This is a genomic window from Patulibacter defluvii, assembly GCF_034096925.1.
GTDB lineage: Bacteria > Actinomycetota > Thermoleophilia > Solirubrobacterales > Solirubrobacteraceae > Patulibacter > Patulibacter defluvii.
In genome coordinates this window covers 58,730-79,604 of sequence record NZ_JAWZSQ010000014.1, presented here as the reverse complement: position 1 = coordinate 79,604, position 20,875 = coordinate 58,730, and the positions used below count along the sequence as shown (strand labels likewise).

Below are 20,875 nucleotides of genomic sequence, written 5' to 3'. Positions count from 1 at the left end.
GGTCCTGGTGAGCGTGGACCGCGGTGAGACCCGCGTCGCGCTCCTGGAGTCCACCGAAGGAGCAGGCGGAGGGCAGGGCGGCGGACGTCGCCGTGGCGGCCGCGCCAAGAAGAGCGACTCGGGCTACCGCGTCGCCGAGCTCTACTTCGAGCGCCGTTCCAACCGCTCGATCGTCGGCAACGTCTACAAGGGGCGGGTCGACAACGTGCTGCCCGGCCTCGAGGCGGCGTTCGTCGACATCGGCCTGGAGAAGAACGGCTTCCTCCACGTCGACGAGATCCGGCTGCCGGGCGTCAAGGTCGCCCGCCGCGGCCACGGCGGCGACAACCACCCGAAGATCACCGACCTGATCAAGCCCGGCGACGAGCTGGTCGTGCAGGTCACGAAGGACCCCCTGAAGACCAAGGGCGCGCGCCTGACGATGGACCTGACCATCGCCGGCCGCTACCTGGTCTACGCCCCCAAGGGCGAGGGCGTCGGCGTCTCGAAGAAGGTCGACGACGCCGAGCGCAACCGGCTCCGCAAGGAGGTCAAGGGGCTGGAGCTGAACGGCGGCGGCGCGATCGTGCGCACGGCCGCCCGCGGCGCCGTCCGCGAGGACTTCGAGCGCGAGCTGCCCTACCTCTTCAAGCTCCACGAGGTGCTGGAGCAGCGGGCGGTCGACCTGGCCGGGCCGTGCATGGTCTTCCAGGAGGCCGACCTCTCGGTCCGCGTCGTCCGCGACATCTTCAGCGCCGAGTTCGAGCGCGCGATCGTCGACGACCCGGGCCAGGTCCAGCGGCTGCGGTCGTTCTTCACCCGCACCGCCCCCGAGCTGGTCGACAAGGTCGAGCTGTGGGAGGAGTCCGACCCGCTGTTCGAGTCGTTCGACGTCGAGCCGGTGATCGACGGGCTGATCAGCCGCCGCGTCGACCTGCCCTCGGGCGGCTACCTGATGATCGACTACGCCGAGGCGCTGACGGTCATCGACGTCAACTCCGGCTCGTTCACCGGCAAGGGCAAGCAGGCCCGGCTGGAGGACACGATCACGCGCACCAACCTGGAGGCGGCCGAGGAGGTCGTCAACCAGCTGCGGCTGCGCGACATCGGCGGCATCATCGTCATCGACTTCATCGACATGGCGAAGGCGCGCAACCAGCGCGAGGTGCTGAAGGTCCTGCGGGCCAAGCTGGCCGAGGACCGGACGAAGACCTTCACCGCCGAGATCTCGAAGCTCGGCCTGGTCGAGATGACGCGCCAGAACGTCACCGAGGGCGCGCGCGAGGTGATCACCCGCGCCTGCCCGACCTGCGACGGCGACGGCGTGATCAAGAGCGAGGAGACGCTGGCGATCGAGTTCGAGCGCGAGCTGCGCGAGCACGCCTCGCGGGCGCCGAAGCGGGCCGCAGCGTTCCTGGTCCGGATGCACCCGGACGTCGTCACCGAGTTCACCGGCCAGGGCGCGCGGGTGCTGCACGCGCTCGAGCAGGCGACCGGCCGCTACTTCGTCTTCGAGGGCTCGGACCGGCTGCCGCTGGACGAGTTCGAGATCGTGATGGAGGGCTCGATCGAGGACGTCCAGGAGCGGGCGATCCCGTTCCAGGAGGGCGAGGAGGTCCTGGTCCAGATCGTCGAGCCGCACATGTACAACGTCGACGACGCGGTCGCCAAGGTCGGCGGCTACGTCGTCTCGGTGATGGGCGGCGGGCGCTTCGTCGGCGAGAAGAAGCTGGTCCGGATCGAGCGCGCGGGCCGGACGTCGGCCAACGCGGTGCTGGTCGGGCCGGTCGAGGACCCGAAGGCCGACGGCGCCGGGGGCGGCGGCGAGCGGAGCGGGCGCCGGCGGCGTCGCGGCGGCCGCGGTCGCGGTCGCGGCGGGTCGGGCGAGGGCGGCGCCGAGGGCGCGGCGGCCGAGGCCGGGGCGAACGGCTCCGGTTCCGGCTCCGAGGGCGAGCTGACCGCCGACGAGCCGTCGGGCACGGCGCCGGATCCGGTGGTCGCGGAGGCCGACGGTGCGGTCGCGGAGGCCGACGCCGGGGCCGCCGAGGCCGACGGCGCGACCGACGCCGAGCCCGGGGCGGAGGCCCCGGCCGCGGCCGACGAGGCCCCGGAGGGCGGCCGGGAGGGCAAGGAGGGCGCCGATGGCGTATCCTCCGCTGTCCGGCGCCGCACCCGAGGTGGGCGCCGCTCTGCTGCGTCCCGGGCGAAGCGCGCGTCCGCGCCCTCCGCCGACGAGACCGCAGAGACCATCTCGTCCGAGTGAGTCGCATCCGCATGTACGCAATCGTCAAGACCGGTGGCAAGCAGTACCGCGTCGAGCAGGGCCAGGAGCTCCTGGTCGAGAAGCTCGACGTCGAGGCTGGTGGCTCGGTCGATCTCGAGCCCGTGCTGGTGAAGGGCGACAGCGTCGCGATCGGGGCCGATGCGCTCAAGTCGGCCAAGGTCGGCGCGACCGTCGTCGAGCACGTCAAGGGCCCGAAGATCCGCATCTTCAAGTTCAAGCCGAAGCGCGGCTACAAGCGGACCACCGGTCACCGGCAGCCGCTGACCCGGATCCGCATCGACTCGATCTCGGCCTGACCGACCGTCCGGAGAACTGACTCATGGCACACAAGAAGGGCCTCGGCTCCTCCCGCAACGGCCGCGACTCCAACGCCCAGCGCCTGGGCGTGAAGGTGTTCGCCGGCCAGGTCGTCACCGGCGGCGAGATCATCGTCCGCCAGCGCGGCACGGTCTTCAAGCCGGGCAAGGGCGTCGGCATCGGCAAGGACGACACGCTGTTCGCCAAGAGCGCCGGCATCGTCGCGTTCAACCGCGGCTGGCGCGGCCGCGTCGTCTCGGTCGAGGAGCCGGCGGAGCAGCCGGCCGTCGCCGCCGACTGACGCCCGCACCGCATCTGCAGTCTCGACGGCCCGCTTCGGCGGGCCGTCGTCGTTGCGGGGCCGGCGCGGCCGGGCGCGGTGGGTCAGCCGCGGTCGCCGGAGGCCGGCAGCTGCGGGTCGGCCGGCTCGCCGTGCTGGTCGTCGAGGGCGGCGCGGTACTGCTCCTCGGCGTCCGCCCGGGCCCGCACGGCGTCGGCGGCGCGGCGGTAGGCGGCGGCCTCGCGCTCGCGGGCGCGGGAGAGGTCGGCCTCGCGCTGGAGCAGCGCGTCCGGCTCGTGGCCCGGGTGGGCGACGCCGCCGACCGCCTGGCGCAGCCACTCGACGATCCGGGCGGTGCGGCGGTGGGGGCCGAAGCGCTCGAGCGACTGCTGCTGCCGTCGCGGATCGCGGTCGCCGTAGCGCCAGCGGGCCCAGGGCGAGGTCGGCTTCCCCAGGCGGACGACCGCCCAGAGCCCGACCGGCGGCAGCACGAACGACGCGAAGCCGTGCAGGAACCGCGACTTGGCGAAGCAGATGCCGCTGATCGTCAGCACCAGCAGCGAGTAGCCGGCCGAGTAGAGGGTGCTGGTGACGTCGTCGCCGCTGAACTGCAACGGGTTGACGCCGAGGAAGACCAGGCCCATGAAGGCGGCGGTGACGGCGACCGCGTCGATCGAGGTCCGGCCCTCGCGCGCCCAGTAGACGTCGCGCAGGTAGACCCAGAGCGCGAACTCGTCGAAGGTCAGCCCGACGCCGATCCCGAACAGCACCGCGCTGACCTCGAACCAGGGCGGCTGGCCGTTGAGGGCGAAGCCGAGCGTGCCGCCGGCCATCATCAGCACGATCCCCCAGACCAGGTGGTGCAGGTGGACGCCGCTGTCGGTGACCACGCTGCCCGGCCACCAGGGGAACCGCTCGCTACGGGCCATCCGCGCGCTGGTGCGGATGAAGACGAACGACCCGAGGAACGCCGCCAGCACCAGGAAGATGCCCTGTCGCCCGGGCTCCTGGACGTAGTCCTGCCAGAGGTCGGGGAGGAACCACGTCGCGGTCATCGGCCTCCGCGAACGGTAGCGGGAACGCGCGGGCCGTTCCGCGGCCGCGTAGGGTGCGCGCATGCCCGCGCTGACGCCCGCCAACCTCTCGCGCCTGATCGGCGCCGGCCGGATCGCCGTCGGGGTGGCGCTGCTGGCCGTGCCCGACCGCGCCGCCCGACCGTGGCTGGGCGAGGCGGGCACGACGCCGGCCGCCCAGGTCGCCCTCCGCGGCCTCGGGATCCGCGACGCGCTGATCGGGATGGCCCAGATCCACACCGCCGGCGATCCCGACCGCGGCTACCGCTGGGCCCGCACCAGCGCCTTCGCCGACATCGTCGACCTGACGGCGACGCTCGCCGCCGCCCGCTCGTTGCCGCGGGCCGGCGTCGCGGGCACCAGCGTCGTCGCCGGCAGCGCCGCCGCGCTCTGCCTGGTCGCCAGCCGCGGGATGCAGGCGGCGAACGGGGCCTAGCCGTCCTGCGCCGTCGGGCGCAGCAGGATCTCGTTGACGTCGACGTGGGGCGGCTGGCCGAGCGCCCAGAGCACGGCCCCGGCGACGTCCTCGGGCCGCAGCGCCTCGATCTCCGGGGCGCTGTCGAAGAACGAGGTGTCGACCATCCCGGGAGCGATCAGGGTCACGCGGGCGCCGCTGCCGTTCAGCTCCTGGCGCAGCGACTCGGCCATCGCCCCGACGGCGAACTTGGTCGCCGAGTAGAGGCTGCCCGGCAGCGCCCGGCGGCCGGCGACCGAGCCGGTCAGCAGCACGTGGCCGCGGGCGGCGACGATCGTCGGCATCGTCGCCCGGATCGTCAGCGCGGCCCCGTAGACGTTGGTCAGGACCATCGAGCGCCACTGCTCGGGCGTCTCCTCCAGGAACCCGCGCTTGGCCCCGAAGCCGGCGTTGGCGAAGACGGCGTCGATCCGCCCGAAGCGCGCCGAGACGTGCGCGACGGCCGCCTCCAGCTCCTCCCAGACGGTGACGTCGGCGGGGGCGGTCAGGACCCGGTCGCCGGCGCCGAGCTCCTGGGCCAGGTGCTCGAGCTTGGCCGGCGAGCGAGCGCAGAGCGCCACCCGCCAGCCGGCGTCGAGGGCGGCGCTGGCGGTGGCGGCCCCGATCCCCGAGGACGCGCCGGTGATGAAGAGGACCCGCTGGTCGTCGGCCATGGCGCGAGTCTCCCAGCCCGACCGGCGGCGGTCGTGACGGCGGTGGGACGTCCTGCGACGACTTCGCGCCGGACCGATGCCGGTTCGGCCGCGGTCCGAGCGCGGCCGCGAACGGCGGTCATCCTGCCGCCATGCTCCGACCGACCCCCCGCGCCGGCCAGCCCCGGACGTCGCCCCGCGCCAGCCAGCCCCAGACGCCACGGCGGCCCGCCGCGCGCCGGGTGTGGCGCACCCGCCCCGCCAGACGAGCCGAGGACGCCACGCCCCGCGTGGGCAGCGAGGTGCGGCGCGTGGTGCCGGTCGTCCGGGCGGGGGTCGACGACGAGCGCCGGCCGGCCGCGGCGACCGGCGACCGGGGCGTCGCGTGGTACGCCGAGCAGCAGCACGGCGTGATCGGCCGTCCGCAGCTGCTCGCCTGCGGCATCACGCGGGCCGGCATCGAGCACCGTACCCGCGTCGGGCGGCTCCATCGGCTGCACCGGGGCGTCTACGCGGTCGGCCACCGGCTCGTGTCCTCCGAGGGCACGGCGATGGCGGCGGTGCTCGCGGTGTCGCCCGACGCCCTGGTCAGCCACGGGACCGCGGCTCGACTGTGGTCGATCCTCCCCGCCGGCACCCGCGAGCGCGCCGACGAGCAGGTCGACGTGACCGTCATCGGGCGCAATCCGGGGGTCCGGCCCGGCGTCCGCCGGCACCGCGTCGGGTCGCTCGATCCCCGCGACCTGCGGTGGATCGGGCCGATCCCGGTGACGTCGGCGGCCCGCACCGTCCTCGACCTGGCGGCCAGCACGACGGCTGCGTTCAGCGAGCGGGCGTTGGCCGAGGCGATCCGGGCCGGGTTGACCTCGGAGGGAGAGGCACGGAGCCTGATGGCACGCTCGCCCGGCCATCCGGGGCTGCGGACGCTGGGCTGCGTGCTGTGCGTCGGTCCGGCATTCGATCGCTCGGTCGCCGAGCGGTTGCTGGTCGAGCTGCTGCGGCGCAGCGGCCTGCCGCGGGCGGCGACGAACGCGACCGTCGCCGGCTTCGAGGTCGACGTCGTCTGGCGCGATCAGCGCGTCGTTGCCGAGTTCGACGGCTACGCGTTCCACGGCGACCGCTTCGCCTTCCGCCGCGACCGGCGCAAGCTCGCGCGCCTGCAGGCCGCCGGGTACCGCGTCGTGCCGATCGTGTGGGAGGACCTGCACGACCATCCCGAGACGGTGGTCGCCGTGCTCGCGACCGTCCTCGCCGTCGCGGGCGGGGAGCGGCGCTCCGGTGCCGCCGGCGGGTGATCCGGCGGCCGCCGGCACCACGCGCCCCACCCCCGGACGCGCGACGGGGTGTGGCACGCCCGGCTCGTCCAACCGGCACCACGCGCCAAACCCCTGGAGCGGCGGAGGGGTGGCGGACTGGCGGAGGGGTGGCGGACTGGGCCGGCTGGTTGGTAGGTCGGCTGGTTGGTGGTCGGCGGGCGGGCGGGGGCTTCCGCGCGGACGCCCGCCACGCGAGGCGGGGGCGCGCCTGCGACCATCAACGGGTGCTCTCCGACAGCGCGCGGATCTTCGTCCAGGGTGGCCACGGCGGCGACGGCTGCATGTCGTTCCGCCGCGAGGCGCACGTGCCGAAGGGCGGGCCGGACGGCGGCGACGGCGGCCGCGGCGCCAACGTCGAGGTGGTCTGCGACGACTCGCTGCGCGACCTGCAGTCGTTCAGCCGCCGGGTCCACTTCAAGGCCCCCCGCGGCCGCCACGGCGAGGGCGCGTTGCGCAAGGGCCACGACGGCGAGGACCTGGTGATCAAGGTCCCGCCGGGCACCCAGGTGACCGGCCTCGACGGCGCGCTCCACGACCTGATCGTCCCCGGCCAGCGGGTCCGGATCGCCCGCGGCGGCTCCGGCGGCCGCGGCAACGCCCGCTTCGCCACCCCGACCCGCCAGAGCCCGCGCTTCCGCGAGCACGGCCTGGAGGGGGAGGAGGGGTGGATCGAGCTGCGGCTGAAGCTGCTGGCCGACGTCGGCCTGATCGGGCTGCCGAACGCGGGCAAGTCGTCGCTGCTGTCGCGGATCACCCGCGCCGCGCCGAAGGTCGCCGACTACCCCTTCACCACCCTCGAGCCGGTCCTCGGCACGATCCAGGGCGAGGAGCGGCAGCTGGTGGTGGCCGACATCCCCGGCCTGATCGAGGGCGCCAGCGAGGGCAAGGGCCTGGGCCACGAGTTCCTGGCCCACGTCGAGCGCTGCCGGCTGCTGGTCCACGTGCTCGACCTGCAGCCGCTCGACGGCAGCGACCCGATCGCCAACCACGCCGCGATCGAGGCCGAGATCGCCGCCTACGACGAGCGGCTGGCCGCGCTGCCGCGGGTGCTGGTGCTGAGCAAGGCCGACCTGGTCGCCCCCGAGGTCGCCGACGCCGCCGTCGCCGCCTGGAGCGAGCGGCTGAACGGCCGCCGCGGCCCCGACGGGGAGCGGCTCGACGCCGACGGCCGGCCGCTGCCGGAGTGGGAGCTCGATCCCGACGCGCCGGCCGACGTCCCGGTCCTGGTCACCTCGAGCGCGACCGCGATCGGGCTCGACGAGCTGCGGGCGCTGCTGCTGCGGACCGTCCCCGTGCGGCAGGTCGACGACGCGCTGATCCTCGACGCCACGATCGAGTCGCTGGCCGAGCACCGCGTCTACCGCCCCAGCGCCGACCGCGACTGGCGGGTCGCCACCACCCCGGTCGGGTTCGCCGTCAGCGGCCCCGGCGTCGAGCGGCTGCTGAAGCGCCACGACCTCGAGAACGAGGAGGCGCTCGAGTACCTGGAGTCGCGGCTGCGGAAGATGGGCGTGATCGACGCCCTCCGCGAGGCCGGCTTCGAGGGCGGCGACGAGGTCGACATCGCCGGCGTCGCCTTCGAGCTCGACCCCGAGGGCTGACCGCGGCCCCGCCGCCCCGGCTCAGGTCGGGCGGTGGGGGACCGCGTTGTCGCTGGTCGTCCGCGCCCCGAGCAGCCGCGACAGCCGCGCGGCGCCGTCGACCACCCGCGCGACCACCTCGTCGACCCGCGGCTCGAGCGTCCGCCGGGCGCCGCTGACGTTGATCGCCGCCACCGACTCGCCGCGGAAGTCGTGGACCGGCGCCGAGATCCCGATCGCGCCCTCCTCGTGCTCCTCGCGGACGATCGCCCGCCCGTGCAGGCGGACGTCGGCCAGCGCCTGCTCCAGCTCGCTCAGCGAGTGGACGCGGCTGCGCGGCGCCCCGTCGAGCGCCGCCCGCCCGTAGCGCTCGCGCAGGCCGGCGGGGCTGAGGCCGGCCAGCAGCACGCGGCCGGCGCTGGTCGCGTGGGCGGGGGCGGTCTCGCCCTCCCAGGCGCCCCAGGCGGTCGCCCGCGCCGGCGGCGATTCCGACCGCAGCGTCAGCACGTCGGTGCCGTGGAGCGCGCACAGGTGGACCGTCTCGTCGAGGTCGGCGGCGACGTGGCGCAGGACCTCGGGGGCGACCGCCAGCAGCCGCCGCTGGGCGGTCGCCGCGGCCAGCGCGTACAGCTCCAGCCCGAGCCGGAAGCGGCCGCTGGCGGGGTCGCGCTCGACCAGGCCGGCCTCGACCAGCGCCCGCAGGCTGCGCGAGACCTGGCTCTTCTCGCGCCCGATCAGGTTCGCCAGCCGGACGACGCCGATCCCCTCGTCGGAGGGGTCGGAGGCCAGCCCCCGCAGCAGGTCGAGGTCGCGGGTCAGCCGCAGCGCGCGCGGCGCCCGACCGGCGGCGGTCGGCGTCGACAGGGGGTCCGGGTCGGGAGCGCTGGTGGCCACGGCGAACAGTCTGACGGTCGCCGCGACCGCGCGTCAGATGGCGTACCGCACCCAAGTGTTGCTTTTCAAGCAACCGACATCGCTTGAACGACATCGCTAGTGTCGTAGACGTGGTACTCGTCCCGGCGGTCGTGTGGTCCCCCTCGTCGTTCGTCGACTACGTGCGCGCCAACGCCGACTCGATCGGCCAGCTCGCCCTCGGTCACCTGTGGGTGGTGGCGCTCTCGGTCGCCCTCGCGACGGCGATCGGCGTCGTCCTCGGCGTGGCCACCTACCGATCACGAGCGCTCTCGTCGGCGGCGCTGACCGTCGCGAGCCTCTTCCTGACCTTCCCGTCGTTCGCGCTGCTCGGGATCCTGGTCGTCTTCTTCGGCCTCGGCCCGACGCCGACGGTGGTGGCGCTGATCCTCTACGCGCTGCTGCCGATCATGCGCAACACCGTCACCGGTCTGCAGCAGATCGACGGCGTGGTGCTCGACAGCGCCCGCGGGATCGGGATGAGCGGCGTCCAGCGGCTGCTGCGGGTCGAGCTGCCGATCGCCTGGCCGGTGATCCTGGCCGGGCTCCGGACCGCTACCCAGCTGGTGGTCGGGATCGCCGCGATCGCCGCCTACGTCAACGGGCCCGGTCTCGGCAAGTTCATCTTCTTCGGCCTCGCGCACCTCGAGACCAAGAACGCCTTCAGCCAGGTGCTGGTCGGCACCGTCGGGATCGTGCTGATCGCGCTGGTGCTCGACGCGCTGCTGGCCCTGCTCGGCCGCGCCACCATCTCCAGGGGGATCCGTGCCTGACCGCTCCGCTCCGTCCACCGCCGCCGCGCCGGAGGAGGACGTCCTCGCCCACGACGGCCGCTGCGTCTCGATCGAGCTGCGCGGGGTCACGAAGCACTACCCGGGAGCGGCCCAGCCGGCGGTCGAGGAGTTCGACCTCGAGATCGCCGCCGGCGAGGTGATGGTCTTCGTCGGCCCGTCCGGCTGCGGCAAGACGACGACGATGCGGATGATCAACCGCCTGGTGCGCCCGACCAGCGGCCAGATCCTGATCGGCGGCCGCGACGCCGCCACGCTCGACGAGGACACCCTCCGGCGGTCGATCGGCTACGTCGTCCAGCAGGCCGGCCTGCTGCCGCACATGACCGTCCGCCAGAACGTCGAGACCGTCCCGCGGCTGCTGCGCTGGCCGAAGGCCCGGATCCGCGAGCGGACCAGCGAGCTGCTGGAGCTGGTCGGCCTCGACGAGCGCGAGTTCGGCGGTCGCTACCCGCGCGAGCTGTCCGGCGGCCAGCAGCAGCGGGTCGGCGTCGCCCGCGCGCTGGCCGGCGACCCCGGCGTGCTGCTGATGGACGAGCCGTTCGGCGCGCTCGACCCGATCACCCGCGACCGGCTCCAGAGCGAGCTGCTGAAGATCCAGCGGCGGGTCCGCAAGACGATCGTCTTCGTCACCCACGACATCGACGAGGCGATGAAGCTCGGCGACCGGGTGGCGGTCCTGCGCGACCGCTCGCGGATCGCCCAGCTCGGCGCGCCCGACGAGATCCTGGCCCACCCCGCCAGCCGCTACGTGCGCTCGTTCATCGGCGGCGGCAGCGCCGTCAAGCGGCTGCACCTGGTGCGGGTGGGGGACACCGAGCTGGGGCCGTACCCGCGCTTCGCCGACCCCCGCGACTACGACCGCGTGCTGCGCGAGCTGGAGCAGCAGGACCTGGACTGCGCGCTGCTGGTCGACGGCCAGGACCGGCCGCAGCGGTGGCTCTACCGCGACGAGATCGAGGACCGACCGGCCCGCCCCGACCTCGAGGGCCAGCCGGTCAAGGGCGTCGTCACCGCCACCACCACGCTCCACGACGCGATGGACGAGATGCTCAGCTCCGGCGTCGGCGTGGTGCCGGCGGTCGACGACCGCGGGGCGTTCATCGGCGTCGTCCGGCTCGACCAGGTGATCGAGGCGCTGAGCGAGACCCACGTCCGCCCGGTCGCGGACCGGCCCGAGGCGACCGCGGTCACGACCGTGGCCGAGATCACCGGCGAGATCCCCGAGGTCGCGACCCCGCAGGTGGTCGGCGGCGACGACGGGGACGGGCCGGCGTGAGCAGCGCGACCCTCCGACGGCCGAGCCCGGCCCGCGGCGTGGCGGCCGTCGCCCGCTTCTGGCGCCGCCACGGCAGCACGCCGCTGCGGATCGGCCTGGCGCTGCTGATCCTCTACCTGTGGATGCAGGGCCAGGAGATCTACCCGGCGGTCGAGGACGACCTGACGGCCAGCTCGCTGGCGCGGTTCTTCGGCGAGCACCTCAAGCTGGTCGGGATCTCGGCCGTGGTGGTGCTGGCGGTCGGCGTGCCGCTCGGGGTGCTGGTCACCCGCCGCCGCTTCCGGCGGGCGGCGCCGGTGGTGCTGGCGCTGGCCAACGCCGGTCAGTCGGCGCCGTCGATCGGCCTGATCGTGATCTTCGTGTCGCTGTTCGGCGTCGAGTTCGTCTACGTGGTGCTGGGGCTGGTGGTCTACGCGCTGCTGCCGATCGTCCGCAACACGATCGAGGGCCTGCGGGCGGTCGACCCGGGGCTGCTCGACGCGGCCCGCGGGCAGGGGTTCTCCCGCCGCCAGGTGCTGCTGCGGGTCGAGCTGCCGCTGGCCGTGCCCTACGTGCTGGCCGGGATCCGGACCGCGCTGGTGCTGCTGGTCGGCACGGCGACGCTGGCCACCTTCTTCGACGCCGGCGGGCTCGGCACGCCGATCAACGACGGGATCAAGTTCCAGTCGACGCCGGTGATCGTGACCGGCGCGGTGCTCGCCGCCAGCCTGGCGATCTTCATCGACTGGCTGGCCGGGATCGCCGAGCAGTACCTGAGCCCGCGCGGCCTGCGGAAGGAGCGCTCGTGAGCGCCCGGCGGCGGACGGCGACGACGGCGGCCGCGCTGCTGGCGGCAGTCGCGGCCAGCGGCTGCGGGGTCGGCTACAGCGGCGGCGGCGAGGGCCCGCTGAAGGGCGCCAAGCTGACGGTCGGCTCGAAGGACTTCACCGAGCAGCAGGTGCTGGGGCAGATCACCGTCCAGTACCTGCGGGCGAAGGGCGCGGCGGTCAACGACCAGACCGGGCTGGTCAGCACCGACGCGGTCCGGCGCTCGCTGGTCAACGGCGACATCGACCTCTACTGGGAGTACACCGGCACGTCGTGGATCACCTTTCTCGGCAAGCCGAAGCCGATCGCCGACCCGAAGAAGCAGTTCGACGCGGTCGCGGCCGAGGACCTCGAGCAGCACGGGATCGTCTGGATCGACCCGTCGACGATCAACAACACCTACGCCTTCGCGATCAAGCGCTCGCGCGCCCGCGAGCTGGGGATCCGCTCGCTCGACGACCTGCCCGCGCTGCTGCGGCGGCCGGAGGGCCAGAAGCTGACCTTCTGCGTCGAGGCCGAGTTCGCCAACCGCCCCGACGGCTTCCCGGGCGTGCAGGAGGCCTACGGCTTCTCGGTCCCGCGCAACCGCGTGCGGCGGCTCGACACCGGCCTGATCTACTCGCAGACCGGCAACGGCAGCTGCAGCTTCGGCGAGATCTTCACCACCGACTCGCGGGTCGCCAGCCTCGACCTGCTGCCGCTGAGCGACCCGCGGCGGTTCTTCCCCAACTACAACGCCGCCGTCAACGTGCGCGAGGACGTCCTCCGCCGCTGGCCGGTGCTGCGGCGGCTGATGAAGCCGATCGCCGACCGGCTCGACAACGCGACGATGCAGCGGCTGAACGCCCAGGTCGACAACGAGGGCGAGCTGCCGGAGAAGGTCGCCCGCGACTGGCTCGTCGACCAGCGGCTGATCGACGACTGAGCCTGGATCCGCCGATTCTCGGGTCGCCTCGCCGCGGATGACCGGCGACGGTGGCCACGCCACAGGATCTGATGGTCACCGACCGTCATCACCTGTGGCCCGACCACCGCCTTGGTCCTCCACGCCGAGGCTCAACCGATCGTCGGCGGATCCGGGCTGAGCGGCTCGATCAGACCGCGATCGGTGCCGCCGCGACCCGCGCGCGGTGCTCCTGGGGGCTGATCCCGCGGACCCGCTTGAAGGCGGCGCTGAGCGCGAACGGGCTGCCGTAGCCGACCCGCTCGGCGACGCTGGCGATCGTGCTGCCCGGCTCGCAGAGCAGGTCGGCGGCCAGCGCCAGCCGCCAGCCGGTGAGGAAGGCCATCGGCGCCTCGCCGACCGTCTCGCTGAAGCGGCGGGCGAGCCCCGCGCGCGACATCCCGACCTCGTGGGCGAGCGCCTCGACCGTCCAGGCGCGGGCCGGATCGGCCTGCAGCAGCCGCAGCGCCGGGCCGACGACCGGGTCGGCCTGGGCCCGGTACCAGCCGGGCGCCTCGGCCTCGGGGCGGGCGAACCACTCGCGCAGGACGGCCACCAGCAGCAGGTCGAGCAGCCGGTCGAGGACCGCTCCCTGGCCCTCGCCGTCGCGGACGATCTCGTCGCGCAGCAGCGCCACCAGCGGCGACCGCCACTCGCTCGCCCGCACGACGGCCAGCGGCGGCAGCGCGGCGACCAGCCGACCGCTGACCTCGCCCGGCTGCTGGTAGGTGCCGGTCAGCATCACCGTGCCGGCGTCGGCCGCGTTGCCCCAGCTGCGGACGCCGAGCCGCATCGCCAGCGCCAGGTCCTCGCCGTCGAGGGTGGTGCAGCGCTGGCCGGGGTGGATCACCACCTGCGGCGGGGTCGAGGGGTCGTCGGCGACCAGGTAGGGCTCGGGGCCGCGGACGAGCGCGACATCGCCGGGACCGATCGCCGTCCAGGCCGCGTCGGGCCCGGCGGGCAGGATCCAGGCCCCGCCCTCGACGACGGCGACGACGGTCAGCGGCGCCTGGTCCTCGATCCGCAGCGACCACGGCGGGTCGAGCAGCGAGCGGAGCAGGAAGGCCCCGCGCGCCCGCGGCCCCTCCAGCAGCCCGGCGACGGTGTCCATGGGGCCACTCTAGACGATCGCGTATGGATCAGCGCACTTCAGCCATGGAAGCTCGCAGGAGATCGCGGTTGACTGCCCTCCATGACCTCCACCACGCAGCCCTCCTCCTCGGCCCCGGTGCTCGTCCTCGGCGGCACCGGCAAGACCGGCCGCCGGGTCGCCGCCCGGCTGACCGCCCGCGGCGTCCCCGCCCGGATCGGCTCCCGCCGCGGCGCCCCGCCCTTCGACTGGGACGACCCGCGCGGCTGGGACGCCGCCCTCGCCGGCGTCGGCGCGGTCTACCTGAGCTTCCAGCCCGACCTGGCGATCCCGGGCACGAGCGCGCTGATCGAGCGCTTCGTCGCGCGGGCGGTCGCCGCCGGCGTCGACCGGATCGTGCTGCTCTCCGGCCGCGGCGAGCCCGAGGCCGAGCGCTGCGAGCAGGTGGTCCGGCGCTCCGGCCTGGCCACCACCGTCGTCCGCTGCAGCTGGTTCGCCCAGAACTTCAGCGAGGACTTCCTGGCCCAGTCGGTGCTCGACGGCGAGATCGTGCTGCCGGCCCGCGACGTGCCCGAGCCGTTCGTCGACGTCGACGACATCGCCGACGTGGCGGTCGCGGCGCTGATCGAGCCCGGCCACGACGGCCGCCTCTACGAGCTGACCGGCCCGCGGCTGCTGACCTTCGCCGACGTCGCCGCCGAGCTGACGGCGGCGACCGGCCGCGAGGTGCGGTTCCGGTCGGTGACCGCCGAGGACTTCACCGCCGCGCTGCGCGCGCAGGGGGTGCCCGAGGAGGTGATCGGGATGCTGATCCACCTCTTCGCCGAGGTCCTCGACGGCCGCAACGCGCAGGTCGTCGACGGGGTCCGGCAGGCGCTCGGCCGCCCCGCGCGCGACTTCCGGGACTACGCCCGCGACGCCGCGGCGAGCGGTGCCTGGACCCTCCCGGCCGCCGACGACCGCGAGCGGGTGGCCTGATGGGCGACGGCACCGTCCGCGGGCTGACGATCGCGACCCTCGTCGGGTCGGGGGTCGTCGGCGGCGTCTTCTTCGCCTTCTCGACCTTCGTCATGCGCGGCCTCCGCGACCTGCCGTCGGCCCAGGGCATCCGGGCGATGCAGGCGATCAACGTCCACGCGCCGAGCACCGGCCTCGGCGCGCTGATGACGGTGACCCTGCTGCTGGGCCTGGCGCTGGTCGTCGTCGCGCTGACCGACTGGTCGGCCGGCGGGGCGGCCTGGCGGCTGGGCGGCGGGGTCGCCTACCTGGCCTCGTTCGTGATCACCCCGGCCTTCCACATCCCCCGCAACGACGCGCTCGACCGGCTCGATCCGGAGAGCGCCGGCGCGGCCGCCCACTGGTCGACCTACGTCCACGAGTGGACGCTCGGCAACCACGTCCGCGGCGGGCTGGCGATCCTGGCCTGCGTGCTGCTGGCGGTCGCGCTGACCGCCGACTGAGGCGGCTCGAACCCCCGGCCGGCCCGTCGGCCAGGCCCCGCCGCGGGCGGGCGCGCACTACCCTGGGCGGCCGGATGTCGCTGACCGTCGTCAAGCTCGGGTCGAGCGTCGTCGCCGACGACGGCGGGGCGCTGCGGCGCGACGGGCTGGCCGCGCTCTGCGCCACGCTCGCCGCCCGTCACGCCGAGGGCGAGCGGTTCGTGCTCGTCTCCAGCGGCGCGATCGCCCGCGGGGTCCAGGTGCTGCGGCTGGCCAGCCGGCCGACGGCGATCGACGCCCTCCAGGCGGCCAGCGCGGTCGGCCAGGGGCGGCTCTTCCGGGCCTGGGACGACCTGCTCGACGGCGAGGGCCTGCTCGCCGCCCAGGTGCTGCTGACCCTCCACGACCTGGGCGAGCGCGAGGCCTTCGTCAACGCCCGCCGGACGCTGCTGCGGCTGGTCGAGTTCGGCGCGGTGCCGGTGATCAACGAGAACGACACCACCACCACCGACGAGATCAGCTTCGGCGACAACGACCTGCTGGCCGCGCAGGTGGCGATGCTGCTGAACGCCGACCGGCTGGTGCTGCTGACCTCGACCGACGGCCTCTTCACCGCCGACCCGCGCCGCGACCCGACCGCCGAGCTGGTGGCCGAGGTGACCGACGTCGAGCAGGCGCTCGCCACCCACGACGTCGGCAGCACCACCTCGTCGCTGGGGACCGGCGGGATGCGGAGCAAGGCGCTGGCCGCCGAGATGGCCGCCGCCGCCGGGATCCCGACCGTGGTCGCCAACGGGCTGCGGCCGGAGGCGATCGCCCGCGTCCTGGCCGGCGAGCGCGAGGGCACCGCCTTCGCCGCCGGCGAGGCCCGCTGGTCGAGCTTCAAGCTCTGGCTGCGCTACGCCAAGCCGGCCCGCGGCGCGATCGAGGTCGACCGCGGCGCCGTGCGGGCGCTGACCGGCGGCGGCACCTCGCTGCTGCCGGTCGGGGTGATCGGCGTCTCGGGCGACTTCCGGGCCGGCGACGCGGTCGACATCCGCTGCGGTGACGAGCTGGTCGGCAAGGGGATCAGCGGCTACCCGGCCGGGGCCCTGCGGCGGGTGATGGGCCAGCGGACCGAGCACGTCCGCGCGACGCTGCCCGGCGCGCCCGAGGAGGCGGTCCACCGCGACCGCCTGGTGCTGGTCTGACGCTCAGGTCAGGCCGGCGTCGTGGGCCAGCAGCGCGACCTGGACCCGGTTGCTCAGGTCGAGCTTCTGCAGCACCTTCGAGACGTGGGCCTTGACGGTCGCGACGCTCATGTAGAGCTCGGCGCCGATCTCCGCGTTCGACTTGCCCTGGCCGAGCGCGACCGCGACCTCCAGCTCGCGCTGGGTCAGCTCGGCCAGCAGCGTCTTCGCCCGCTCGCGGCGGTCGTCGGCCTCGGGGTCGGCGACGTGGGCGATCAGCTTGCGGGTGACGGTGGGGGAGAGCATCGCCTCGCCCGCCGCCACCAGCTGGATCGCGCGCACGATCTCGGCCGGCGGGGTGTCCTTGAGCAGGAACCCGCCTGCGCCGACCCGCAGCGCCCGCACCACCTGGTCGTCGGCGTCGAAGGTCGTCAGCACGATCACCTCGGGGGCGCCGGGACGGGCCCGCAGCCGCTCGGTCGCGGTCAGGCCGTCGACCTTCGGCATCCGGATGTCCATCAGCACGACGTCGGGCCGGTGGGCGTCGACCGCCGACGGCACCTCGGCGCCGTCGCCGACCTCGGCCACCACCCGCACGCCGTCGGCCCCGGCGAGCATCATCGCCAGCGCCGAGCGGACCAGCGGGTCGTCGTCGACGAGCAGGACCCGGATCGGGCTGCTCACGGGTGCCTCGGGATCAGTGCGGCCACGGGAACCAGGCTCGCAGACGGAAGCCGCCGTCGGCGGTCGGGCCGTGGTCGAGCCGGCCGCCGGCGAGCGTCGCCCGCTCAGCCAGGCCGATGATCCCGGTCCCCGATCCCGGCAGCCCGCCCGCGGCCCCGGCGCCGCCCGTGGGGGCCAGCACGCCGACCGGGGTCGGGTTGCGGATCTCGATCGTCAGCCCGGCCGCCGGCGAGCCGGAGACCGTGACCTCGACGACCGCACCGGCCGCGTGCTTGCGGGCGTTCGTCAGCCCCTCCTGGACCACCCGGTAGGCGTTGCGGCCCACGCTCGCCGGCGGCGGGCCGTCGGCGACCTCGATCCGCTCGCGGATCCGCATCCCGGCCGCGCGCGACTCGGCCAGCAGCGCCGGCACGTCGTCGAGCGTCGGCTGGGGGCGGGTGGTCGAGGTCGCCTCGCGGGCGCCGGCCTCGTCGCTGCCGCGCAGCACGCCGATCACCTCGCGCAGGTCCTCGAGCGCCTGGTGGGCGCTGGAGCGGATCACGCCGGCGGCGCGGGCGACCTCCTCCGGCGTCGCGTCGGGCCGGAACTCGAGCGCCCCGGCGTGCATGCTCAGCAGCGAGATCCGGTGCGCGAGCACGTCGTGCATCTCGCGCGCGATCCGGGCCCGCTCGTGGTCGCGGGCCTGGGTCACCTGCAGCTGCTGCTCGCTCTCGGCCCGCAGCGCGCGGTCGCGCAGCGAGAGGATCAGCTGGCGGCGGGCCCGGACGGCCATCGCCCAGCCGACGATCGCCGCCACGATCACGCCGGTCAGCGCGAACTGCCAGACCAGCGCCATGTCGTCGTCGGGGTGGACGACCATGTAGACGCAGGCGGAGGCGAGGTTCAGCGCCACCACCGGCATCGCCACCCGCGGCGTGCGGTGGAGGACGACCGTGAAGACGGCCACCGCCGCCGCTCCCGTCGAGAGCGAGACGAAGCTGCTGACGATCCCCAGCACGACCGCCAGCTGGACCGGCCAGCGGCGGCGCAGCCAGACCGACAGGCAGGCGGCCACGCCGACCACCAGGTCGACCGCGGCGAGGGCGTCGGTGGCGACGCCGTCGGGGAAGGCGTCGGCGTAGGTCAGGACCCCGAACAGGATCGCCAGCAGGAAGCAGAGCGAGTCGATGATCCAGTCGCGCGTGCGGCGCTTGATCGGCGTCCCCGGCGGCAGCAGGTCGCGCTCGGCGATCGCGATCGCCAGCGGCACGGGATCGCCCGCCCCCACCGGGGGCGCGCTGCCGTCGGGCGCCGACGCGGGCGCGGGGACGGGGATCGCCATCGTGTCCCAGGGTACGGCGACCGCGGACGGGCGGCCAGCGACGAAGGTCGATCCCCACCGCGACCGAGGTCGGGGGCCGACGGCCGCTCGGCGGACCACCGCCGACCAAGGTGGGGGCGACGAACCGACCGCCGGCCGATGTGGCGGCGACCCGCGACCGGCACGGTGGAGGGCGTGATCCTGGTCGAGAACCTCAGCAAGCGCTACGGCGTCCACGCTGCCGTGAGCGACGTCTCCTTCCGCTGCGAGCCCGGCACCGTGACCGGCTTCCTCGGGCCGAACGGGGCGGGCAAGTCCACCACCATGCGGATGATCTGCGGCCTGACGCCGCCGACCTCCGGCCACGCGACCGTCGTCGGCGTCCCCTACCGCGAGCTGCCGAACCCCGGCCGCGAGATCGGGGTGCTGCTCGACGCGTCGGCCCAGCACGCCGGCCGCACCGGCCGCGAGGTGCTCGGCCTGGCCGCGCAGGTGCTCGGCGTGCCGCCGGTCCGGGTTCAGGAGCTGCTCGACCAGGTGGGGCTCTCCGGTGCCGCCGCCCGCCGCCGGGTCGGCGACTACTCGCTCGGCATGCGCCAGCGGCTGGGCCTGGCCCACGCGCTGATCGGCGACCCGCGGGTCCTGATCCTCGACGAGCCGGCCAACGGCCTCGACCCGGAGGGGATCTTCTGGATGCGCGGGGTGCTGCGTGAGTTCGCCGACCGCGGCGGCACGGTGCTGCTCTCCTCGCACCTGCTGCGCGAGGTCGAGGCGGTCGCCGACCGGCTGGTCGTGATCGCCAACGGCAGGATCGTCGCCGACGGCAGCAAGGACGAGCTGCTGGCCGGCTCCGGCGTGCTGGTGCGGGCGACCGACCGGACCGCGCTGCGGCGGGCGCTGGCCGAGGCCGGCCTGCCCTCGACGACCACCACCGACGGCGCCCAGCTGGTCGAGGGCGACCCGGAGCAGATCGGGCGCGCCGCGCTCGCCGCCGGGATCGTCCTGACCGAGCTGCGTCCGGCCGAGACCGCCGGCCTGGAGGAGATGTTCCTCTCGCTGACCACCGCCGACCACGCCCACCAGGAGGTCGCCGCATGAGCACGACCGCCCACAGCGAGCTGATCCGCGACGCCGCCGCCGGCGGCCCCGCCGGCGCCGACGCGCCGAGCCCCCGCGAGCGCTTCGCCGCCCCGTCGCTGCTGCGCCTGACCAAGGTCGAGCTGCGCAAGGCCTCCGACACCCGCGCCGGCCGCTGGCTGCTGCTGTCGGCGGTGCTGATCGCCGCGGCGGTCGCGATCGCCCGCGCGCTGACCGGCAGCCTGGCCGACCGCACGTTCGCCGGCAGCCTCGAGCTGACCCTGCTGCCGCTCGGCGTCCTGCTGCCCGTGATCGGCATCCTGCTGGTCACGAGCGAGTGGTCGCAGCGGACGGCGCTGGCGACGTTCTCGCTGGTCCCGCACCGCCAGCGGGTCGCCGCCTCGAAGCTGCTGGCGGCGCTGGTGCTCGGCGTCGGCGCCGCGCTCGTCAGCGTCGCGATGGCCGCGCTCGGCAACCTCGTCGGGATCGCGGCCACCGACGCCGACGGCAGCTGGGCGATGTCGGCCGGCACCCTCGGCCAGGCGCTGCTGGGGATGGAGCTGAACCTGCTGATGGGCCTCGGCTTCGGCCTGCTGCTGATGAGCCCGGCGCTGGCGATCGTGCTCTTCTTCGCGCTGCCGACCGTCTTCACGATCCTCGGCGGGATGATCTCGTCGCTCGAGAAGACGTTCGAGTGGATCGACCCGAACCAGGCGTTCGACCCGCTGACGAACGGCAGCATGCACGGCGACGACTGGGGCAAGCTGGTCGTCTGCACCCTGCTCTGGGTCGGCGTGCCGCTGCTGGCCGGCCTCGGGCGGCTGATGCGGCGCGAGGTGAAGTAGCGCTACTTGCGGACGCCGAACTGCTGGACGACCGTCACCCGCGGCTGGCCGCTGGCCGGCTGCGGGGTGCCGGTGACGATCGCCAGCCCGGTCTCGCGGTAGCGGCGGGCCAGCAGGTTGGCCCGGTGCTGCGGCGAGGCCATCCAGCTGGCGACGATCCGCCGCGGGGTCGCCCGCGAGCCGGTCGCCCAGGCCAGGTTCTCGGCCGCCTGCCAGCGGTGGCCGCGGCGGGCGTAGCCGGCGGCCCGCAGGCGGTCGACCAGCGTCGCCCCGCCGGGGCTGGTGTGGGAGAAGAACCCGCGCCGGACCATCTGCCGCGCGTACGAGCGCGAGAGCCGCTGGAGCGTCGCCTGGACCCGCAGCGGCGGCACGCCGGCCGCCGCGCGCCGCTCGCCGATCAGGCAGAGCGTCGCCGCGCGGACCTCGGGCAGCGCGCCCGGGGTGGCCCGGCGGTCGGCGTCGGCGCAGGCCGCGCCGGCTGATGGAGCGGCGGCGAGCAGCAGGACGAGGGTGGTGGCGGCGGTGCCGAGCGGAGCGTTCAGGGGCATCGATTCGGGCCCGGTCGGGCTGGGGGTCCCGACGGGGTGCGGGGCATTCTGACGCGTAGACGGCGTCCACGGGAG

22 protein-coding genes are annotated in these 20,875 nt (G+C 74.8%); 15 read left to right on the top strand and 7 right to left on the bottom strand.

Features of this window, described 5'->3' with window-relative positions:
• The first annotated feature begins 7 nt into the window (after nt 1–7).
• The 3 genes from SH587_RS14950 to rpmA are packed head-to-tail and all read left to right on the top strand — an operon-like array spanning nt 8 to nt 2,861.
• Nucleotides 8–2,242, top strand: a complete 2,235-nt coding sequence (locus SH587_RS14950; protein ID WP_320671433.1) for an Rne/Rng family ribonuclease — start codon at nt 8–10, stop codon at nt 2,240–2,242.
• A gap of 11 nt (nt 2,243–2,253) precedes the next feature.
• A complete protein-coding gene (rplU, locus tag SH587_RS14945; RefSeq protein WP_320671494.1) occupies nt 2,254–2,559 on the top strand; it encodes a 50S ribosomal protein L21 in 306 nt (101 codons plus the stop codon).
• A 23-nt stretch (nt 2,560–2,582) separates the two neighbouring features.
• On the top strand, nt 2,583–2,861 hold the full coding sequence (gene rpmA / locus SH587_RS14940; protein ID WP_320671432.1) for a 50S ribosomal protein L27: 279 nt from the start codon (nt 2,583–2,585) through the stop codon (nt 2,859–2,861).
• A gap of 83 nt (nt 2,862–2,944) precedes the next feature.
• Here rpmA and SH587_RS14935 read toward each other — a convergent pair whose 3' ends face one another.
• Nucleotides 2,945–3,895, bottom strand: a complete 951-nt coding sequence (locus SH587_RS14935) for a hypothetical protein (protein ID WP_320671431.1) — start codon at nt 3,893–3,895, stop codon at nt 2,945–2,947.
• Between the two features lie 61 nt (nt 3,896–3,956).
• Between SH587_RS14935 and SH587_RS14930 the strand changes: the two genes are divergently transcribed.
• Nucleotides 3,957–4,349 carry a hypothetical protein gene (locus tag SH587_RS14930; RefSeq protein ID WP_320671430.1) on the top strand — a complete coding sequence of 131 codons (393 nt, stop codon included), beginning with the start codon at nt 3,957–3,959 and terminating at the stop codon, nt 4,347–4,349.
• Here SH587_RS14930 and SH587_RS14925 read toward each other — a convergent pair.
• On the bottom strand, nt 4,346–5,041 hold the full coding sequence (locus SH587_RS14925) for an SDR family oxidoreductase (RefSeq protein ID WP_320671429.1): 696 nt from the start codon (nt 5,039–5,041) through the stop codon (nt 4,346–4,348). The two genes, SH587_RS14930 and SH587_RS14925, sit on opposite strands and share 4 nt — an antisense overlap.
• Before the next feature lie 290 nt (nt 5,042–5,331).
• Here SH587_RS14925 and SH587_RS14920 point away from each other — a divergent pair, with 290 nt between their 5' ends.
• Nucleotides 5,332–6,315 (top strand): type IV toxin-antitoxin system AbiEi family antitoxin domain-containing protein, encoded by a 984-nt coding sequence (locus SH587_RS14920; RefSeq protein ID WP_320671428.1) that lies wholly within the window; start codon nt 5,332–5,334, stop codon nt 6,313–6,315.
• A 245-nt stretch (nt 6,316–6,560) separates the two neighbouring features.
• Complete coding sequence (obgE, locus tag SH587_RS14915; protein WP_320671427.1) at nt 6,561–7,937, top strand: GTPase ObgE; 1,377 nt, start codon at nt 6,561–6,563, stop codon at nt 7,935–7,937.
• Between the two features lie 21 nt (nt 7,938–7,958).
• Here the strand turns inward: obgE and SH587_RS14910 are convergent, their stop codons facing one another.
• Nucleotides 7,959–8,810 carry an IclR family transcriptional regulator gene (locus SH587_RS14910; protein ID WP_320671426.1) on the bottom strand — a complete coding sequence of 284 codons (852 nt, stop codon included), beginning with the start codon at nt 8,808–8,810 and terminating at the stop codon, nt 7,959–7,961.
• 110 nt (nt 8,811–8,920) lie between these two features.
• On the opposite strand from SH587_RS14910, the gene SH587_RS14905 reads away from it, so the two are divergent.
• The 4 genes from SH587_RS14905 to SH587_RS14890 all read left to right on the top strand — a co-directional run bounded on the left by SH587_RS14905 (nt 8,921) and on the right by SH587_RS14890 (nt 12,630).
• Nucleotides 8,921–9,601 carry an ABC transporter permease gene (locus tag SH587_RS14905; RefSeq protein WP_320671425.1) on the top strand — a complete coding sequence of 227 codons (681 nt, stop codon included), beginning with the start codon at nt 8,921–8,923 and terminating at the stop codon, nt 9,599–9,601.
• A 70-nt stretch (nt 9,602–9,671) separates the two neighbouring features.
• Nucleotides 9,672–10,898 carry an ABC transporter ATP-binding protein gene (locus SH587_RS14900; RefSeq protein ID WP_445974775.1) on the top strand — a complete coding sequence of 409 codons (1,227 nt, stop codon included), beginning with the start codon at nt 9,672–9,674 and terminating at the stop codon, nt 10,896–10,898.
• Nucleotides 10,895–11,686: an ABC transporter permease gene (locus SH587_RS14895; RefSeq protein ID WP_320671423.1), complete on the top strand. Its 792-nt coding sequence runs from the start codon at nt 10,895–10,897 to the stop codon at nt 11,684–11,686. Before SH587_RS14900 ends, SH587_RS14895 begins: the two co-directional genes overlap by 4 nt.
• Nucleotides 11,683–12,630 carry a glycine betaine ABC transporter substrate-binding protein gene (locus SH587_RS14890; RefSeq protein ID WP_320671422.1) on the top strand — a complete coding sequence of 316 codons (948 nt, stop codon included), beginning with the start codon at nt 11,683–11,685 and terminating at the stop codon, nt 12,628–12,630. Before SH587_RS14895 ends, SH587_RS14890 begins: the two co-directional genes overlap by 4 nt.
• 169 nt (nt 12,631–12,799) lie before the next feature.
• Here the strand turns inward: SH587_RS14890 and SH587_RS14885 are convergent, their stop codons facing one another.
• Complete coding sequence (locus tag SH587_RS14885) at nt 12,800–13,759, bottom strand: AraC family transcriptional regulator (protein WP_320671421.1); 960 nt, start codon at nt 13,757–13,759, stop codon at nt 12,800–12,802.
• Between the two features lie 81 nt (nt 13,760–13,840).
• Here SH587_RS14885 and SH587_RS14880 point away from each other — a divergent pair, with 81 nt between their 5' ends.
• The 3 genes from SH587_RS14880 (at nt 13,841) to proB (ending at nt 16,367) form a co-directional block, all read left to right on the top strand.
• Nucleotides 13,841–14,716: an NmrA family NAD(P)-binding protein gene (locus tag SH587_RS14880; protein WP_320671420.1), complete on the top strand. Its 876-nt coding sequence runs from the start codon at nt 13,841–13,843 to the stop codon at nt 14,714–14,716.
• Entirely contained in the window at nt 14,716–15,198 is a 483-nt protein-coding gene (locus SH587_RS14875) for an anthrone oxygenase family protein (RefSeq protein ID WP_320671419.1), read from the top strand. The genes SH587_RS14880 and SH587_RS14875 overlap by 1 nt, the downstream gene beginning before the upstream one ends.
• Nucleotides 15,199–15,272: 74 nt before the next feature.
• Nucleotides 15,273–16,367: a glutamate 5-kinase gene (proB, locus tag SH587_RS14870; protein ID WP_320671418.1), complete on the top strand. Its 1,095-nt coding sequence runs from the start codon at nt 15,273–15,275 to the stop codon at nt 16,365–16,367.
• 3 nt (nt 16,368–16,370) lie between these two features.
• Here proB and SH587_RS14865 read toward each other — a convergent pair whose 3' ends face one another.
• Nucleotides 16,371–17,030 carry a response regulator gene (locus SH587_RS14865; RefSeq protein ID WP_320671417.1) on the bottom strand — a complete coding sequence of 220 codons (660 nt, stop codon included), beginning with the start codon at nt 17,028–17,030 and terminating at the stop codon, nt 16,371–16,373.
• Between the two features lie 13 nt (nt 17,031–17,043).
• Complete coding sequence (locus tag SH587_RS14860) at nt 17,044–18,351, bottom strand: sensor histidine kinase (protein ID WP_320671416.1); 1,308 nt, start codon at nt 18,349–18,351, stop codon at nt 17,044–17,046.
• 174 nt (nt 18,352–18,525) lie between these two features.
• Between SH587_RS14860 and SH587_RS14855 the strand changes: the two genes are divergently transcribed.
• Together SH587_RS14855 and SH587_RS14850 are read left to right on the top strand one after the other, a co-directional pair.
• On the top strand, nt 18,526–19,428 hold the full coding sequence (locus SH587_RS14855; protein ID WP_375341772.1) for an ABC transporter ATP-binding protein: 903 nt from the start codon (nt 18,526–18,528) through the stop codon (nt 19,426–19,428).
• Nucleotides 19,425–20,252, top strand: a complete 828-nt coding sequence (locus tag SH587_RS14850) for an ABC transporter permease subunit (RefSeq protein ID WP_320671414.1) — start codon at nt 19,425–19,427, stop codon at nt 20,250–20,252. Before SH587_RS14855 ends, SH587_RS14850 begins: the two co-directional genes overlap by 4 nt.
• 2 nt (nt 20,253–20,254) lie before the next feature.
• Here the strand turns inward: SH587_RS14850 and SH587_RS14845 are convergent, their stop codons facing one another.
• A complete protein-coding gene (locus SH587_RS14845; RefSeq protein ID WP_320671413.1) occupies nt 20,255–20,800 on the bottom strand; it encodes a CAP domain-containing protein in 546 nt (181 codons plus the stop codon).
• Nucleotides 20,801–20,875 lie beyond the last annotated feature (75 nt).

Excerpts from the sequence above, each read along its gene's own strand:
- rplU (WP_320671494.1), top strand. The coding sequence starts at position 2,254 with ATGTACGCAATCGTCAAGACCGGTGGCAAGCAGTACCGCGTCGAGCAG.
- rpmA (WP_320671432.1), top strand. The coding sequence starts at position 2,583 with ATGGCACACAAGAAGGGCCTCGGCTCCTCCCGCAACGGCCGCGACTCC.
- SH587_RS14935 (WP_320671431.1), bottom strand. The coding sequence starts at position 3,895 with ATGACCGCGACGTGGTTCCTCCCCGACCTCTGGCAGGACTACGTCCAG.
- SH587_RS14930 (WP_320671430.1), top strand. The coding sequence starts at position 3,957 with ATGCCCGCGCTGACGCCCGCCAACCTCTCGCGCCTGATCGGCGCCGGC.
- SH587_RS14925 (WP_320671429.1), bottom strand. The coding sequence starts at position 5,041 with ATGGCCGACGACCAGCGGGTCCTCTTCATCACCGGCGCGTCCTCGGGG.
- SH587_RS14885 (WP_320671421.1), bottom strand. The coding sequence starts at position 13,759 with ATGGACACCGTCGCCGGGCTGCTGGAGGGGCCGCGGGCGCGCGGGGCC.
- SH587_RS14880 (WP_320671420.1), top strand. The coding sequence starts at position 13,841 with ATGACCTCCACCACGCAGCCCTCCTCCTCGGCCCCGGTGCTCGTCCTC.
- SH587_RS14875 (WP_320671419.1), top strand. The coding sequence starts at position 14,716 with ATGGGCGACGGCACCGTCCGCGGGCTGACGATCGCGACCCTCGTCGGG.
- proB (WP_320671418.1), top strand. The coding sequence starts at position 15,273 with ATGTCGCTGACCGTCGTCAAGCTCGGGTCGAGCGTCGTCGCCGACGAC.
- SH587_RS14860 (WP_320671416.1), bottom strand. The coding sequence starts at position 18,351 with ATGGCGATCCCCGTCCCCGCGCCCGCGTCGGCGCCCGACGGCAGCGCG.
- SH587_RS14850 (WP_320671414.1), top strand. The coding sequence starts at position 19,425 with ATGAGCACGACCGCCCACAGCGAGCTGATCCGCGACGCCGCCGCCGGC.
- SH587_RS14845 (WP_320671413.1), bottom strand. The coding sequence starts at position 20,800 with ATGCCCCTGAACGCTCCGCTCGGCACCGCCGCCACCACCCTCGTCCTG.